The 15,913-nt window shown below is 65.9% G+C and carries 15 protein-coding genes and 1 riboswitch; of the genes, 4 read left to right on the top strand and 11 right to left on the bottom strand.

Going from position 1 to position 15,913, the window contains the following annotated elements:
- Window positions 1-9: 9 nt before the first annotated feature.
- A complete protein-coding gene (gene hppD / locus Q4S45_RS21845) occupies window positions 10-1,128 on the bottom strand; it encodes a 4-hydroxyphenylpyruvate dioxygenase (protein ID WP_305507541.1) in 1,119 nt (372 codons plus the stop codon).
- A 127-nt stretch (window positions 1,129-1,255) separates the two neighbouring features.
- Between hppD and Q4S45_RS21840 the strand changes: the two genes are divergently transcribed.
- Window positions 1,256-1,762: an Lrp/AsnC family transcriptional regulator gene (locus Q4S45_RS21840; protein WP_305507540.1), complete on the top strand. Its 507-nt coding sequence runs from the start codon at window positions 1,256-1,258 to the stop codon at window positions 1,760-1,762.
- A 115-nt stretch (window positions 1,763-1,877) separates the two neighbouring features.
- Here the strand turns inward: Q4S45_RS21840 and Q4S45_RS21835 are convergent, their stop codons facing one another.
- The 6 genes from Q4S45_RS21835 to Q4S45_RS21810 all read right to left on the bottom strand — a co-directional run bounded on the left by Q4S45_RS21835 (window position 1,878) and on the right by Q4S45_RS21810 (window position 9,244).
- Window positions 1,878-2,546 carry a GNAT family N-acetyltransferase gene (locus tag Q4S45_RS21835; RefSeq protein ID WP_305507539.1) on the bottom strand — a complete coding sequence of 223 codons (669 nt, stop codon included), beginning with the start codon at window positions 2,544-2,546 and terminating at the stop codon, window positions 1,878-1,880.
- 65 nt (window positions 2,547-2,611) lie between these two features.
- Window positions 2,612-4,123, bottom strand: a complete 1,512-nt coding sequence (locus Q4S45_RS21830) for a DAHL domain-containing protein (protein WP_305507537.1) — start codon at window positions 4,121-4,123, stop codon at window positions 2,612-2,614.
- 168 nt (window positions 4,124-4,291) lie between these two features.
- The gene (locus Q4S45_RS21825) at window positions 4,292-5,554 is read right to left on the bottom strand and encodes a multifunctional CCA addition/repair protein (RefSeq protein ID WP_305507535.1); all 1,263 of its coding nucleotides are present in this window, start codon (window positions 5,552-5,554) and stop codon (window positions 4,292-4,294) included.
- Window positions 5,555-6,271 carry a glutathione S-transferase family protein gene (locus Q4S45_RS21820; RefSeq protein WP_305507533.1) on the bottom strand — a complete coding sequence of 239 codons (717 nt, stop codon included), beginning with the start codon at window positions 6,269-6,271 and terminating at the stop codon, window positions 5,555-5,557.
- A gap of 17 nt (window positions 6,272-6,288) precedes the next feature.
- Window positions 6,289-7,248 carry a complex I NDUFA9 subunit family protein gene (locus tag Q4S45_RS21815; RefSeq protein ID WP_305507531.1) on the bottom strand — a complete coding sequence of 320 codons (960 nt, stop codon included), beginning with the start codon at window positions 7,246-7,248 and terminating at the stop codon, window positions 6,289-6,291.
- Window positions 7,249-7,270: 22 nt separating this feature from the next.
- Complete coding sequence (locus Q4S45_RS21810) at window positions 7,271-9,244, bottom strand: lytic transglycosylase domain-containing protein (protein WP_305507529.1); 1,974 nt, start codon at window positions 9,242-9,244, stop codon at window positions 7,271-7,273.
- A gap of 37 nt (window positions 9,245-9,281) precedes the next feature.
- Between Q4S45_RS21810 and Q4S45_RS21805 the strand changes: the two genes are divergently transcribed.
- Window positions 9,282-9,887, top strand: a complete 606-nt coding sequence (locus Q4S45_RS21805; protein ID WP_305507527.1) for a 5-formyltetrahydrofolate cyclo-ligase — start codon at window positions 9,282-9,284, stop codon at window positions 9,885-9,887.
- Window positions 9,888-9,938: 51 nt separating this feature from the next.
- Here Q4S45_RS21805 and metF read toward each other — a convergent pair whose 3' ends face one another.
- The 4 genes from metF to metK form a co-directional block, all read right to left on the bottom strand.
- Window positions 9,939-10,769, bottom strand: a complete 831-nt coding sequence (gene metF / locus Q4S45_RS21800) for a methylenetetrahydrofolate reductase [NAD(P)H] (RefSeq protein ID WP_305507525.1) — start codon at window positions 10,767-10,769, stop codon at window positions 9,939-9,941.
- Window positions 10,756-11,109 (bottom strand): phage holin family protein, encoded by a 354-nt coding sequence (locus Q4S45_RS21795; RefSeq protein ID WP_305507523.1) that lies wholly within the window; start codon window positions 11,107-11,109, stop codon window positions 10,756-10,758. The genes metF and Q4S45_RS21795 overlap by 14 nt, the downstream gene beginning before the upstream one ends.
- Window positions 11,110-11,188: 79 nt before the next feature.
- Window positions 11,189-12,604: an adenosylhomocysteinase gene (gene ahcY, locus Q4S45_RS21790; protein ID WP_305507522.1), complete on the bottom strand. Its 1,416-nt coding sequence runs from the start codon at window positions 12,602-12,604 to the stop codon at window positions 11,189-11,191.
- Between the two features lie 26 nt (window positions 12,605-12,630).
- Window positions 12,631-12,701: riboswitch (S-adenosyl-L-homocysteine riboswitch) on the bottom strand.
- A gap of 124 nt (window positions 12,702-12,825) precedes the next feature.
- A complete protein-coding gene (gene metK, locus Q4S45_RS21785; RefSeq protein ID WP_305507520.1) occupies window positions 12,826-13,992 on the bottom strand; it encodes a methionine adenosyltransferase in 1,167 nt (388 codons plus the stop codon).
- 186 nt (window positions 13,993-14,178) lie between these two features.
- Between metK and Q4S45_RS21780 the strand changes: the two genes are divergently transcribed.
- A complete protein-coding gene (locus Q4S45_RS21780) occupies window positions 14,179-15,030 on the top strand; it encodes a lysophospholipid acyltransferase family protein (protein WP_305507518.1) in 852 nt (283 codons plus the stop codon).
- Window positions 15,027-15,896, top strand: a complete 870-nt coding sequence (locus Q4S45_RS21775) for a lipid A biosynthesis acyltransferase (RefSeq protein ID WP_305507516.1) — start codon at window positions 15,027-15,029, stop codon at window positions 15,894-15,896. Before Q4S45_RS21780 ends, Q4S45_RS21775 begins: the two co-directional genes overlap by 4 nt.
- Window positions 15,897-15,913 lie beyond the last annotated feature (17 nt).

Genomic DNA, 15,913 nt, shown 5'->3' with positions numbered 1-15,913 from the left:
TGCTGATACTTACGCCGTTGCCGGCTTGTCTTCCAGGACGCCGCGCCGGATCTGATCGAGTTCGATCGATTCGAACAGCGCGCGGAAATTGCCTTCGCCGAAACCCTGGTCGCCCTTGCGCTGGATGATTTCGAAGAAGATCGGGCCGATCACGTTCTGCGTGAAGATCTGCAGCAGCAGTTCGCGCTCGGTCTCGCTGCTCTGGCCGTCGATCAGGATGCGCAGGCGGCGCAGTTCGTCCAGGTTCTCGCCGTGCGCCGGCAGGCGGCGGTTCACCAGCTCGTAGTAGGTCTCGATGGTGTCCTGGAAGGCGATGCCGGTGTCGCGCATCTGCTGGATCGACTTGTAGATGTCGTTGCTGCCCAGCGCGATGTGCTGGATGCCCTCGCCGTGGTACTGGTCGAGGTATTCGGCGATCTGCGACTTGTCGTCGGACGATTCGTTGATCGGGATGCGGATCTTCCCGCACGGGGAGGTCATCGCCTTCGACTTCAGGCCGGTGTGCTTGCCGGCGATGTCGAAGTAGCGGATCTCGCGGAAGTTGAACAGGTTCTCGTAGAACGCCGCCCACTCCTTCATGCGGCCGCGGTGCACGTTGTGGGTCAGGTGGTCGATGTAGGTCAGGCCGTTGCCGACCGGGTTGGCATCGGCGCCCGGGATGGCGACGAAGTCAACGTCGTAGATGCTGATGTCGCCGATGGCGCCGGCCTGCGCGCCCGCGGTCTTGCCGCGCCAGCGGTCGACGAAGTACAGCAGCGAGTCGCCCACGCCCTTGATGGCCGGGATGTTCAGTTCCATCGGGCCGTTCTTGTTGTCGAAGCCCCAGGCGCCCAGTTCGAGCGCGCGGCGGTAGGCGAATGCGGCGTCATCGACGCGGATCGCGATGGCGCACACCGACGGGCCGTGCTGGCGCGCGAAGCGCTGCGCGAACGAATCCGGCTCGGCGTTGATGATGAAGTTGATCTCGCCCTGGCGGTACAGGGTCACGTCCTTGTGGCGGTGGCGCGCGATGGCGGTGAAGCCCATCTGCTCGAACAGCGCGCCCATCGCTTTTGGATCTGGCGCGGCGTACTCGACAAACTCGAAACCGTCGGTGCCCATCGGGTTGTCCCAAGGCTGGAATTGCATGGCTGTCTCCTGGATTTTTGTAGCGCACAGTATAGTGCGGAGGGCCGGGCATTTAATTCCAAACGATTCCCTCCACCGGCATCCAGGCGCAATAAAATTGCGTAAAATGGCGGAATTCGGAGGAAATATGTCAAAAATCGAGCTGGATAAAACAGATCGCAAAATTCTTGCTATTTTGCAATCGGATGGTCGGGCGTCCAACCAGGACATCGCGGACGCGGTCAGCCTGTCGCCGTCGCCCTGCCTGCGGCGCATCAAACGGCTCGAGGAAGCGGGCGTGATCCGGCAGTATGTGGCGCTGCTCGACCCCGGGCAGATCGGGCTCGGGCTGCTCGCCTACGTCAACGTGCGGCTGGAAAAGCACAGCGAAGGGGCGAATGCGGCCGGCGCCAAGCGCACCTCCAGTTCGCCCCACGCCGACTTCGCCGAGTCGGTCGAGGACTGGCCTGAGGTGGTGGCTTGCTACGCAATGACGGGCGAGATGGATTACCTGCTGCGCGTGCACGTGGAAGACATGGAGCACTTCTCGCGCTTCATGATGAAGACCTTGCTGATTCACCCGGCGGTGGCGGACGTGAAGTCGAGCTTCGCGCTGCAGCGGATCAAGGACACGACGGCGCTGCCGCTGGTTTAAGCTTGTCGTTCCTGCGCAGGCAGGAACCTATACCGAGCCAGCGTTGATCGAGCGGCAGATCTACCTCAGCATGGGTTCCAGCCTTCGCTGGAACGACAATCAAAAGCGCGACAAACTAGCTCTCGAACCATTTCACCGCGGCGCGGCGGTTGGCCTTGAAGGTGTAGTCGATCGTCGCGACCTGCTCCTCGATCGCCTCCTGCAGCACGGTGCCGGGACTGGGCGGCGGCAGCTGCAGGTAGGCGTCGGCCTCGCCGTACTCGCGCTTGATCTGCATGCCTGCCTTTTTCGCGATGTGCATCATGGTCTGGTTCGACGACAGGCATTGCATGTACAAGGTGTCGACGTCGTTGTTGCGGCAGTGGATGGCGGCGCGCTGGAACAGCTTCGAGCCGATCCCCTGCCCGCGCGCGCTGGACGACACCGACACGCCGAATTCGGCCACATTCTCCTTGGTCGTGACCGCGCTGGCCGACGTCAGCTGCTCCTTCGGCGCGAATGCCAGGTGCCCCACCGCGACCAGCTTGAACACCTGGTTGTACACGCCGTACACCTTGTCGCGTTCGAAATCGATCTTGTTCACGTACGCGGTCACCTGCTCGTCCGGCAGCACCGTGCCGAACCGGAGTAAGCGGTCACTGTCGTCAAGCGCTAGGAAGTGCTTGAGGATGCGATGCCGGTCGCGCTCCTGAAGCTCCTTGACCCGCACCGCCGGACGCGACGGCTTGCCCTGGCGCTCCTGCAGCCATTCGCTGAGCGGATTCTGGAAAATTCGCGTGTCCATCTATCTCTCCGACAATATTGTGCACCGCAGCAATATACCATTATTACGCATCGCGGGGCGCACCCTTAGCCCGCTTCGGTTGCCTGCTGTTCGGGCCATTGCGCCTGCGGGCTGAAGGAAAATCCCGACTTGCCGGCCTGCTTGGTTTGGTACATCGCCTGATCGGCGTCGGCCACGATCGCCTGCGCGCCGCGGTCGGCGCCGGCCTGCCCGTGCGCGCTGCTGATGCCGATGCTGGCCGAAATCGCGATCCGGTGGCCGCCCGCCTCGGTGATGCCGCGGATCTGGTCGAGCGCCAGCTGGGCTATCCGGACCGCGCCTTCGCGCGATACCACCTCTTCGAGCAGGATGACGAATTCGTCGCCACCCAGCCGCGCCAGCACGTCCTCCTTGCGCAGCTTTTCCTGGACCCGCTGCGCCACTTCGCGCAGCACCAGGTCGCCGGTGCCGTGGCCGTAGGTGTCGTTGACCGCCTTGAAGCCATCGAGGTCGAAGAACATCACGCATACCGTGGTGCCGCGCCGGCCCGCGCGGATCAACGCATGTTCGAGCAAGCGCGTCAGGTAGGCGTAATTGACCAGGCCAGTCAGGCCGTCGTGGTGCGCCAGTTCTTCCAGCCGGGCCGACTGCGCCTCCAGTTCGGCGGTGCGCTCGGCCACCCGCGTTTCCAGCGTTTCGTTCGCCGAGCGCAGGCGGCGGTTGGCCACGCCGAGCAGGCGCCAGGTGCGCAGCAGCCGGCGCGCCGCCGCCACCAGCAGCACCAGCAGCAGGCCGGAATAGGCGAACAGCCAAGTGCGGGAGCGCTGTTTCTGGGCCAGCACGTCGGCGAAGCTCTTGTCGAACTCCTGGCCGAGGCGATCGATCGCTTCGGTGGTGCCGGTCTTGCCGATCGCCAGTTCGATCGCGTTCTCCTGCGGCCGGTAGCGCAGCACGGCGCGCGCATCGCGCAGCAGCCGGTCGATGCGCTCGCCCACCGCCGGCGAAAACGCAGACTTCTGGACCAGCATCGTGCCCAGCGTGGTCTCGATGCGCTGGGCCAGCGTGATTTCGGGCGCGAGGTTGAAGCGCAGGATATCGGTCAGCAGCGCGTTGAGGGCGCCGTCCAGCGCCAGCACCGTGCGCGAGGGCACCAGCGCGCCTTCAATGCCGGTCAGCTCGGTCTTCAGGTCGGTGATCTCTGACGGCAGCGCGGACAGTGCTTCGCGCAGCACCGCGTTGCCGGTCTTGAACTGCCCGACCAGGCGTTCCTTCTCCTGCAGCGAGGCGACCAACTGGGCGTAGGCCTGCGGCGCGACGGGGCCGCGCGTCATCCTGAGCGCGTCAGAGAGGCTGGTTTCGATCTGGCGGATGCGCGGCAGCGGTGCGGCCAGCGCGTCGTAGCCGGTATCGAGGCCGATGCGGGCGCGCAGGATGCTGGCGTTCCATTGCGCGTCGATTTTTTCGAGTTCGCGCAGGTTCAGCATGACGCGGCTCTGCGCGCCGACGTCAACGGCGGTGGTGCGATTGAACAGAAAACCGAGCAACAGCGCCAGCGCGGCCAGCAGCAGGATGACCGAAGTGCGGCGGCGCGGCGTCATCGGAGGGAAGTCAATTGAGAGAAGATCATGATCGGTGCTTCAGGCATGCAGATCATGAGAATAGCAGGTAAGCGCGGTGGCGGCGGGGACGCTTACGTGTGCTTACGAATGGATGCGCCGGCAACAAAAGATGGGGTCAGGTCGCGCAGGACCTGACCCCCGGCGAGTTCAGGCGTCGTCGGATTCATCGGGGTCTGGTCCTGCGGACCTGACCCCATTTTTGACGGCACTCACCCGCGCCTTATGGACTGCTTCTTTTATACGCTCCGGCTTCTCGGCATATTTGGCCGCCACTGCGCCCGCGTCCACCGCGCGCGCCGCCTTCAGCGCCGCCAGCAAATGCGGCGCCTGCGGATACGGCCTCGTCGCGAAGTCATCGCCCTCGCCGCCCCTTCCGCGGAAGTCGCACTCCGACGCCAGCAGCATCTGCTCGAAACGCTGCGGCTTGCGGAACGCGTCGCAGCGCTCGAACAGGGTGACGATGGTATTGGCCCGCAGGATTTCGGCGCGGCTGACGTTGCCGTGCTCGCGCGCGGTCATGAGCGCCAGCTCGCGGCATTCGTTGGGCACCTTCAGGCGCTTGCACAGCGCTTCGATCAGCTTGAGCCCCAAGCCTTCATGGCCGTGATGCGCCGGCCAGTTCTCCGGCGGCGTGGCGCCCTTGCCCAGGTCGTGCATCAGCGCGGCGAAGCGCACCGCAAGGTCGAAGCCGCGCGAGGCGGCGTAATCGACCACCAGCATCATGTGCGCGCCGGTGTCGATTTCGGGATGGTGCAGCGCCGGCTGCGGCACGCCCCACAGCGCGTCCAGTTCGGGCATGATGCGCGCCAGCGCGCCGCAGTCGCGCAGCACCGCGAGCATGCGCGAGGGCGTCGCCTCCATCAGCCCGCGCGCCACTTCCTGCCATACGCGCTCGGGCACCAGCGCATCGACTTCGCCATGCTCGACCATCCTGCGCATCAGCGCCAGCGTTTCGGGCGCCACGGTAAATTCGGCGAAGCGCGCGGCGAAGCGGGCGATGCGCAGGATGCGCACCGGATCCTCGGCAAACGCGTCGGACACGTGGCGGAACACTTTGTCGCGGATGTCGGCCTGGCCGTTGAACGGATCGGTCAGCGTGCCGTCCTCGGCGCGCGCAATCGCATTGATGGTGAGGTCGCGCCGCACCAGGTCGTCTTCCAGCGTGACGTCGGGCGCGGTGTGGAACACGAAGCCGTGATAACCCGGCGCGGTCTTGCGCTCGGTGCGCGCCAGCGCGTATTCCTCCTGGGTTTTCGGATGCAGGAATACCGGGAAGTCCTTGCCGACCGGGCGAAAGCCCTGCTCCACCATCTGCTCCGGCGTGGCGCCGACGACCACCCAGTCATGATCCTTGACCGGCAGGCCAAGCAGCTCATCGCGCACCGCGCCGCCCACTACATAGGTCTTCATTTATTTCGGCAGCTCGTCGTCGTGGAAGGCCGCGGACTCGGTTTCGGCCAGCGCCTCGCGTACCCAGCGCGCCACGGCGGGATGGGCCTGCACCCGGTCGCAATAGGCTTGCAGCGCCGGCGCCAGCGAGACGCCGTAGGTCTTGAAGCGCATCACGACTGGCGCGTAGAACGCATCGGCGATCGAGAAGTCGCCGAACAGGAAGCGGTGGTGGCCGAAGCGCGACAGGCATTCTTCCCAGATTTCGCAAACGCGTCCGATGTCGCCCTGCGCTTCGGGCGTGCGGCCGCGGCCCGGCAGGCTGACCCGGATGTTCATCGACATCGCGCTGCGCAGGCCGGCGAAGCCCGAGTGCATTTCGGCGGTGACCGAGCGCGCCATCGCGCGCGCGGCGACGTCCCGCGGCCACAGGTGCAGGTCGGGGAACTGCTCGGCGACGTATTCGCAGATCGCCAGGCTGTCCCAGATCGTCATTTCGCCGGCGGTCAGCACCGGCACGCGGCCGGCGCCGGAATACTCGGCGATGCGCGCGGCGGTGTCGGGCTGGTCGAGCAGGATGCGCACTTCGTGGAACGGGATGCCGAACGCGGTCAGCGCGACCCAGGGCCGCATCGACCACGACGAGTAGTTCTTGTTGCCGATGACGAGCGTCAGGCCCGGATTCTTCGCGCTGCCCAGCGCTTGCGACAGGGTGGGATCGAGTTCTGTGGTCTGCATGGATGCCTGGTCGAGGGTTAGCGCCCGGCGCGGGCGCGGAATTCGTCGAAGCGCTCGTGCGGCGACAGGTAGTTCGGCGCAACCGCTTCGAGCGCGGTCAGCTTGATTCCCAGCGAGGCCGCTGTCAAGGCCTGGATCGCCGGATCGAGCACGTTATCGCACTTCATCGAATCGAGATTGTCGCGGCTCATCAGCGGCGTGCCGGGCATCAGCTCGAACATCAGCGCCTGCAGGCGTCCCAGCGCGTTGGGCAGTTCGACGATCGGGCGCTCGTGATGCGACCAGCGCCCGGCCAGGCGCACCAGCTCGGCCAGCGTGTACATCGACGGGCCGCCCAGGCCGAACACCAGGTGGCGCGTCTTCGGGTCGCGCAGCGCGTGGATGTAGGCCTGCGCCACGTCGCCCACGTACACCGGCTGGAACTCGGCGCCGGCGCAGGCCAGCGGCACCACCGGCAGCCAGCGCTGCAGCGCTGCGAACATGTTGAGGAAATGGTCGCCCGGGCCGAACACCACCGACGGCCGGAAGATGGTGGCGGCGACCGATTCCTCCGTGCGCGCCTGGACTTCGCCTTCGGCCTTGGAGCGCTGGTACATCGACGGGCCGTCGCGGTCGGCGCCCAGTGCGCTCATGTGCAGGTAGCGCGGCACACCGGCGGCGGCGCAAGCGGCGACGATGCGGCGCGGGATCTCGACGTGCGCGTGGGCGAACTGCGGGCCGTACGGCGTGCCGGGCTTCGAGTACAGCACGCCGACCAGGTTAATCGCCGCGTCGGCGCCTTCGAGCAAGGGCGCCAGCGGATCCTTGCCGATCTCGGTCTCGACCACCTCGACGCCGGGCAGGAAGATCAGGTGACGCGCGCGGTCCAGGCGCCGGGTCGGCACCACCACGCGCGCGCCTTCCGCCGCCAGTTGCGCGACCAGATGGCTGCCGATGAAGCCGGTGCCGCCGAACACCACTACCGTCATTTCTCTCATGTGCCCGCCTTGTGTGGAAATGTCAGGGAAGCTGATTGGCGCGCGCGCCGTTCGGCGTTACGACACCGAGGCGGGCCTTCAGCGATTGCGGCTTGCGTTCGAACAGGGCCGCATAATTGGTCGCATTCGACAGCACGTTCTTGACGTAGGCGCGGGTTTCCGGATACGGGATCGACTCGGCGAAGATCGCGCCTTCCATCGGCCCGCTCAGGGTCGCGCGCCAGGTGCGCGCACGGCCCGGCCCGGCGTTGTAAGCGGCGCTGGCGAGCGGCTGCGAACCGTCGGCGTTGGCCAGCACCATGTTCATGTAGTTCGCGCCGAGCAGGATGTTGGTGCGCAGGTCCGACAGCATGCTGTAGACGAAGTCGGTCAGGCCAATCTTCCTGGCGACGTACTGGCCGGTGGAGGGCATCACCTGCATCAGCCCGGAGGCGCCCACGCCGGAGCGCGCGTCGGTGACGAAGCGCGATTCCTGGCGGATCAGGCCATACACCCAGGCGCGGTCGAGGCCCAGGTTCTGGGTGGTCGGCTGCAGGATGTCGTTGTGCGGCGACGGGAAGCGCTGGGTGTAATCGAACTCGGTGCGGGTGCGCTCGGAGGTGTTGACCATGCGGTCGAGGATCTCGTTCTGGCGCGCGAATTCGGCCGCGGCCAGCAGTTCGCGCTCACTGAATTTGCGCAGCTCCCAGTTCCACTCGCGCGTGCCTTCGAAGCGCAGGCGCAGGCTGAAGAACTTGAGCGCGCGGCGCAGGCCCGGGTTGGCGCTCATCGGCGCGATTTCGGCGGCGGTGAGCGGCGCGCCGGGCGGCGGAATCGCCACCTGCTGCCCCAGTTCCTCCATCGCCAGCTGGCCGTAGAAGCTGTTCTGGTCGGCGATGCGGGTGTACAGCGCCTGGGCGGCCTCGCGGCTGCCCTCGGCCGCCATCGCGCGCGCCATCCAGTAGGTCCAGGTCGGGTCGCTGCGCAGCTGCGGCGGCATCGACTCGATGGTTGCGCGCACCGTCTTCCAGTCGCCTTCGCGCAGCGCGATGCGGGTCTTCCATTGCAGCTGGTCCTGCGACAGCGGCGCGCCCGCCGATTTTTTCCAGTAGCCGCCCGCTTCGGGCGACAGCGCCATCGACGCGGCCAGCGCGATGTTGGCCCAGCCGGTGGCCAGCTCGGTTGGGCTCAGTTTCGAGGCGTTCTTGTTCAGGCCTATGGCGGCCAGGTTCAGGCTGGTGCGCGCCATGCGGCCGATCGCCACCAGGTAGATTTCGTGCTCGGCGCGGCTGGCGCCGACACCGCGCGCCATCGCCAGCGCGGGAAAGTCGACCGCCTGCGCGGCGTGCGTTTCGGACTCGCCGAGCAGCGCGGCGGTGCGTTTCGCCGGGCCGGTGGCGTGCTGCTCGCCGGCCAGGCGCAGCTGCGCCAGCAGGTCGTTGGTGTCGAACTGGCCGGACTGCGCCAGCGTGGCCACCAGCGCGGCGCAGGCTTCGCCGTAGTTAGGCGGATTTTGCAGCAAGGCGCGCGCATCGGCGGCGACGCGCTCGCCTTTTACCGCGCGCGACATCAGCGCATAGCACTTGACCTGGAGGTCGTCGTTGAGGACGAACAGCGGCAGCTGCTGGTCGAAATTGGCCCAGTCGCGATTGCGCCCGAGTTCGAGCAGCCAGTCGTTGCGCATGCGGTCGGCGATGGCGCTGCCCTGCCACTTTGCCAGGAAGGCGCGAATTTCATCGGCACTGGCGTCGCGGATGCGCGGTTTCAGCCGATAATAGTCGACGTAGGAAGGAATCGGGTAGTTGGGCAGGCGCGCCGCGTAAGTGGCCGCGGCGACCGCGTCATCCTGGCGCGCCGCTTCGCGCAGCAGCAGGAACGCGTCGTCGTCGGCGCGGGTATCAGGAAGGCTGGGCGCAGCAGCCGGCGCCGGCGCGGGCAGTGGTTCCTGCGCGGCGGCGAACGACAAGCTGCAGGATCCGGCGAGAACAGCGACGGCGATTATTTTCGACGAAAACATCAATCTCCAAACTCTCTTATTACTTACATTCGAGCCCATGACCGGCCAAACTAGAATACCATGCGCTCCCACTGAGCTGCCAGCATCCGCCGCAAGCGATGCGCAATCGGCCAAGGCCGCGTTGCGCCGCTCGCTCGCCGCCGCGCGCGCGGCCATCGGCCCCGAGCAAAAACGCGCGTGGGACGCCGCCATCGGCGAACATCTGCTGGACTGGTGGCGCACGCACCGGCTGCCGGCGCTGGCCGTGTACTGGCCGCTGCGCAATGAAGCGGACTTATCACTAGCATATGCTGAACTGGCGCAAAACGGCGTACGGCTGGCCCTGCCGGTGGTGCTGGCGCGCGACGCGGCGCTCGGGTTTGCCGACTGGTTGCCGGGCGAGGCGATGCACAAGGACGAGATGGGGATCGCGGTGCCGGAGGATCTGAGGATGGTGGATCGGCCGCCGGCGATGCTGGTGCCTTGCCTGGGCTTCAATACCGAAGGCTACCGGCTGGGATATGGCGGGGGGTTTTACGACCGGACGCTGGAGGCCACACCGCGGCCGCTTACGCTGGGGATCGCCTACTCCTGCCTGGCGGCGGAGTTTCCGAGCGCGCCGCACGATGTGGCGCTGGACCGGGTGATCACGGAACTGGGATAAGCAAAGAAGGGGTCTGGTCCTGCGGACCTGACCCCATTTTCTTTCGCGGCATTAGCCGGCCAGGCGCTGCCACACGGTGCTGGTCGCCGCGGCCTGGTTCATGCTGTAGAAGTGCAGGCCCGGGGCGCCGCCCTTGAGCAGGCGCTCGCACAGGGAGGTAACGACGTCGGCCCCGAACGCCTTGATCGAGGCGCTGTCGTCGCCGAAGCTGGCCAGCTTCAGGCGGATCCAGCGCGGGATCTCGGCGCCGCACATGTCGGAGAAGCGCATCAGCTGCGAGTAGTTCGTGATCGGCATGATGCCCGGCACGATCGGCACGTCGATGCCCAGCGCGCGGGTCTGGTCGATGAACTGGAAGTAGGCGTCGGCGTTGTAGAAATACTGGGTGATGGCGGCATTGGCGCCGGCCCGCACCTTGCGCGCGAAGTTCTGCAGGTCGTCCTGCGGCGAGCGCGCCTGCGGATGCATTTCCGGATAGCCCGCCACTTCGATGTGGAACCAGTCGCCGGTTTCAGCGCGGATGAATTCGACCAGGTCGCTGGCGTAGCGCAGCTCGCTGCCGCCGCCGTAGCCGCTGGGCAGGTCGCCGCGCAGCGCCACCAGCCGGCGGATGCCGTGCGACTGGAACTGCCCGAGGATGGCGCGGATCTGCTCGCGCGAGCCGCCCACGCAGGACAGGTGCGGCGCCGCCGCGTGGCCTTCGCCGATGATCTCGAGCACGGTGTCGAGCGTGCCCTGCTGGGTGCTGCCGCCGGCGCCGAAGGTGACCGAAAAATATTTCGGGTTCAGCGCGGCCAGCTTGCCGCGCGCGATGCGCAGCTTGTCGGCGCCTTCCGGCGTCTTCGGTGGATAAAATTCGATGCTGAAATTATGAGTTTCCATCTTTGCGCAATAGTAAGGTCGAGAGCGCCCACGAAATCACGCTGTACAGGATCGCGGCGAGCATCGCCGACAGGAATCCTTCGACATGGAAGCCGCTCACCACTTGCGCCACACCCCAGAACAAAAATCCGTTGATCACCAGGATGAACAGGCCCAGCGACAGCATCGTCACGGGCAAGGTCAACAGCACCAGCACGGGCCGGATCAGGGTGTTCACCAATCCCAGCACCAGGGCCGCGACGAAGGCGGTGCCGATACTGTCGAAGGAGACGGAATGCATCAGGTAAGGCAGCGCCATCAGGGCGGCGGCGTTGATAATCCAGGTCAGTAACAGGCGCATGGGATCCCTTCGATCGGTGGTGAATGGGGAAATACACCCGGGCACGGGATCGCCGCGTCCGGGAGATGCTACGTGCTAATTAATAGCGGTAGTGGTCCGGCTTGTACGGGCCTTCCTTCTTGACCGAAATATAAGCGGCTTGCTCGTCGGTCAGGGTGGTCAGCTGGGCGTTGAGCTTTTTCAGCTGCAGGCGCGCCACTTTCTCGTCCAGGTGCTTCGGCAGCACGTACACGCCGACCGGGTAGTTCGCGTTGTTGGCGAACAGCTCGATCTGGGCGATGGTCTGGTTGGCGAACGACGAGCTCATCACGTAGGACGGATGGCCGGTGCCGCAACCGAGGTTGACCAGGCGGCCTTCGGCCAGCAGGATGATGCGCTTGCCCGACGGGAAGATCACATGATCGACCTGCGGCTTGATGTTTTCCCACTGATACTTCTTGAGCGCGGCGACATCGATTTCGTTGTCGAAGTGGCCGATGTTGCAGACGATCGCCTGGTCCTTCATCGCCAGCATGTGCTGCTCGGTGAGGATGTGATAGTTGCCGGTGCAGGTGACGAAGATGTCGCCGTGCTCGGCCGCGTAGTCCATGGTCACGACGCGGTAGCCTTCCATCGCCGCCTGCAGCGCGCAGATCGGATCGATTTCGGTGACCCACACCTGGGCCGACAGCGCGCGCATGGCCTGGGCCGAGCCCTTGCCGACGTCGCCGTAACCGGCGATGACGGCGACCTTGCCGGCGATCATGACGTCGGTGGCGCGCTTGATGCCGTCGACCAGCGATTCGCGGCAGCCGTACAGGTTGTCGAACTTGGACTTGGTGACCGAGTCGTTGACGTTAATTGCGGGGAAGGCCAGCTTGCCTTCCTTGTGCATCTGGTACAGGCGGTGCACGCCGGTGGTGGTCTCTTCGGTCACGCCCATGATGTGCGGCAGGCGCTTGGAGTACCAGTTCGGGTCTTTCTGCAGGTGGTTCCGGATCGAATTGAACAGGCAGATCTCTTCTTCCGAACCGGGGTTGGCCAGCACCGAGATGTCGGTCTCGGCGCGCGTGCCCAGGTGCAGCAGCAAGGTGGCGTCGCCGCCGTCGTCGAGGATCATGTTCGAGTACACGCCTTCGCCCGGCCACTCGAAGATGCGGTGGGTGTAGTCCCAGTATTCGTCCAGCGTCTCGCCCTTGACGGCGAACACCGGCGTGCCGGCGGCGGCGATCGCGGCGGCGGCGTGGTCCTGGGTCGAGTAGATGTTGCACGAGGCCCAGCGCACTTGCGCGCCCAGCGCTTCGAGCGTCTGGATCAGCACGGCGGTCTGGATGGTCATGTGCAGCGAACCGGTGATGCGCGCGCCCTTGAGCGGCTGGCTGGCGGCGAATTCTTCGCGAATCGCCATCAGGCCAGGCATTTCGGTTTCGGCGATCTTGATTTCTTTGTCACCCCATGGCGCCAGCGAGATGTCGGCGATGTGGTGGTCGTGCAGGTCTTTGAGTACGGCGTTCATCACGCCCTCCTTTCAATTGAGAAAAAGGTACGTGAGCGCGGTTGCAGAAGTGTCCGAGCCTGGCGAATGGGGATTCGTCGCAACGCTCCTCGGAACGGGTAAGTTTACCACAGGAAGTTGCAGGCCGGGGTCAGGTCCTGCGGAGTGACGGGGACGCCGAGTCCCCATCTTCCTTTGGCTGAAAATGGGGTCAGGTCCGCAGGACCAGACCCCCAACTTCATTATTTCAACCCGGCGGCGTCGCGCAGGATCGCGGCCTTGTCGGTGCGCTCCCAGGTGAACTCCGGCTCTTCGCGGCCGAAGTGGCCGTAGGCCGCGCTCTTCTGGTAGATCGGGCGCAGCAGGTCGAGCATCTGGACGATGCCTTTCGGACGCAGGTCGAAGTGTTCCATCACCAGCTGGGCGATTTTCTCGTCCGAAATGACGCCGGTGCCTTCGGTATACACAGTAATGTTGATCGGCTTGGCCACGCCGATCGCGTACGACACCTGCACCTGGCACTGGCGCGCCAGGCCGGCCGCGACCACGTTCTTGGCGACGTAGCGCGCCGCGTAGGCGGCCGAGCGGTCTACCTTGGACGGGTCCTTGCCGGAGAAGGCGCCGCCGCCGTGCGGGGCCGCGCCGCCGTAGGTGTCGACGATGATCTTGCGCCCGGTCAGGCCGCAATCGCCCTGCGGGCCGCCGATGACGAAGCGGCCGGTCGGGTTGACCAGGAACTTGGTGTCATTGAGCCACTCGCGCGGCAGCACCTGCTTGATGATTTCTTCGACCACCGCTTCCTGGATCTGGCTGTGCGACACGTCCGGCGCGTGCTGGGTGGACAGCACGACGGTGTCCACCGCCACCGGGCGGCCGTTAACGTAGCGCAGCGTGACCTGCGACTTGGCGTCCGGGCGCAGCCATGGCAGGCGGCCGTCCTTGCGCAGCTGAGACTGGCGCTCGACCAGGCGGTGCGCGTAGTGGATCGCGGCCGGCATCAGCTCGGCCGTCTCGTCGCAGGCGTAGCCGAACATCAGGCCCTGGTCGCCGGCGCCCTGGTCGAGGTCGATGCCGGCGCCTTCGTCCACGCCCTGGGCGATGTCGGGCGACTGCTTGTCGTAGCAGACCATCACCGCGCAACCCTTGTAGTCGATGCCGTAGTCGGTGTTGTCGTAGCCGATGCGCTTGATGGTTTCGCGCGCCACCTGGATATAGTCGACGTTGGCGTGGGTGGTGATTTCACCGGCCAGCACGACCAGGCCGGTGTTGCACAGCGTTTCCGCGGCCACGCGCGCGCGCGGGTCCTGCGCCAGGATGGCGTCGAGGATGGCGTCGGAAATTTGGTCGGCGACCTTGTCCGGATGTCCTTCGGACACGGATTCGGAGGTGAAAAGATAATCGTTGGACATTGAGGCTCCCGTTACTGGTAATGAACATGTCGCAGTAAGGGCTCTTGCCTGCGACGCTTTAGCGACATTTATATTCCGCTTCGCAAGTTGTCTATTAACTCGGCGGATCCTGCAACGTGGTATTTTACGCTCCTTGCGAATTTTTGGCTGGGCAACACGCCATTTTTTAACACCGATCATAAAGTTATGCTGGTTTATCTATTCCGTTTGTTATCGTTTTTGCCGCTGTCCGCCTTGCACCGGCTGGGCGCCGCCCTGGGCTGGGTGGTGTACCTGGCCTCCCCGTCCTACCGCCGGCGCCTGCGCGCCAATGTCGAGGGCGCCGGCTACGGCGCCGAGCTGGGCCGCGCCGTGGCCGAGGCCGGCAAGGCGATGTTCGAATTGCCATTCATCTGGTGCGCGCGGCCGGAGCGCGTCGCGCGCCACATGTTCGAAGAGGGCGGCGAGGTGCTCGAGGCGGCCATCGCCGCCGGCCGCGGGATCGTGATCCTGACGCCACACCTTGGCTGTTTCGAAATCACCGCGCAGCAGGTCGCGCAGCACACGCCGCTGACGGTGATGTACCGCCCGCCGCGCAAAAGCGCCTTGAAGCCGCTGGTGGAAGGGGCGCGCGCGCGCGCCGACCTGCGCCTGGCGCCGGCCAACCTGGCGGGGGTGCGCATCCTCGCGCGCTGCCTCAAGCAGGGCGAGACGATCGGCGTGCTGCCCGACCAGGTGCCGCAGGAAGGCGAAGGCGTCTGGGCGCCGTTCTTCGGCCGCCCCGCCTACACCATGACCTTGCCGGCCAAGCTGGCGAAGATGTCGGGCGCGACGATCCTGCTGACCTTTGCCGAGCGCCTGCCTCACGGGCGCGGTTTCACGGTGCGCTTCGTGCCCTTCGACGGCGCGCTCGAGGGCAGCGCCGCCGACCAGGCCGCGGCGATCAACCGCGCGATGGAGCAGCTGATCGCGCGCTGCCCGGCGCAGTATTTCTGGAGCTACAACCGCTACAAGCAGCCGGCCGGCGCCGCCGCGCCCGACGCCCGGGTGGCGCCATGAGGGCCGTGATCGCCTTCATGTGGCTGCTGCACTGGCTGCCGCTGCCGCTGCTGGGCCGCTTCGGCGAAGCGGTCGGCAGCCTGCTGTTCATGGCGCTCAAGTCGCGCCGCCACATCGCCCTGACCAATTTGCGCCTGTGCATGCCGGAACTGTCCGAGGCCGAGCGCGTGGCGCTGGCGCGCCGCCATTTCCAGGCCTATTCGCGCAGCGTGTGGGAACGCGCGATCCTGTGGTGGGCGCCGGAGTCGCGCCTGCGCCGCCTGATCAAGGTCGAGCCGGCGATGCCGATGCATGAATTCGAAGCCGGCCCGGTGATCGTGCTGTGCCCGCACTTCGTCTGCCTCGACGTGGCCGGCGCGGCCTGCGCGATGGCCGCGACCATGAGTTCGATGTACGTGGCCCAGAGCAACAAGGCGTTCGACGACGTGCTGCGGCGCGGGCGCGAGCGCTTCCGGCCGGTGCGTATCTTTTCCCGGCAGGAAGGCATCAAGCCGATCCTGCGCGCCTTGCGCGAACGGATGCCGTATTTCATGCTGCCGGACATGGACTTCGGCGACAAGGACGCGCCCTTCGTGCCCTTCTTCGGCGTGCCGGCGGCGACCCTGACGGCAACCGCGCGCATCGCCGCCAGCACCGGCGCGAAAGTGATCCCGGTGGTGGCGACCTACCTGCCCAACTACCGCGGCTGGCAGGTGAAGTTCTATCCGGCATGGGAAGACTACCCGGGCGAGGACATGATCGAGGCGACGCGCCGCATGAACGCCTTCATCGAGGAGCGCGTGCGCGAGGCGCCGGCCGAGTACTTCTGGACCCACAAGCGCTTCAAGACGCGGCCCGCCGGCGAGCCTTCGCCGTACGCGAAATAAGCCGCTATACTCGTTTG

This window comes from Massilia sp. R2A-15 (genome assembly GCF_030704305.1).
Lineage (GTDB): Bacteria > Pseudomonadota > Gammaproteobacteria > Burkholderiales > Burkholderiaceae_D > JAFCUW01.
This window is presented reverse-complemented; position numbering and strand designations above follow the sequence as displayed.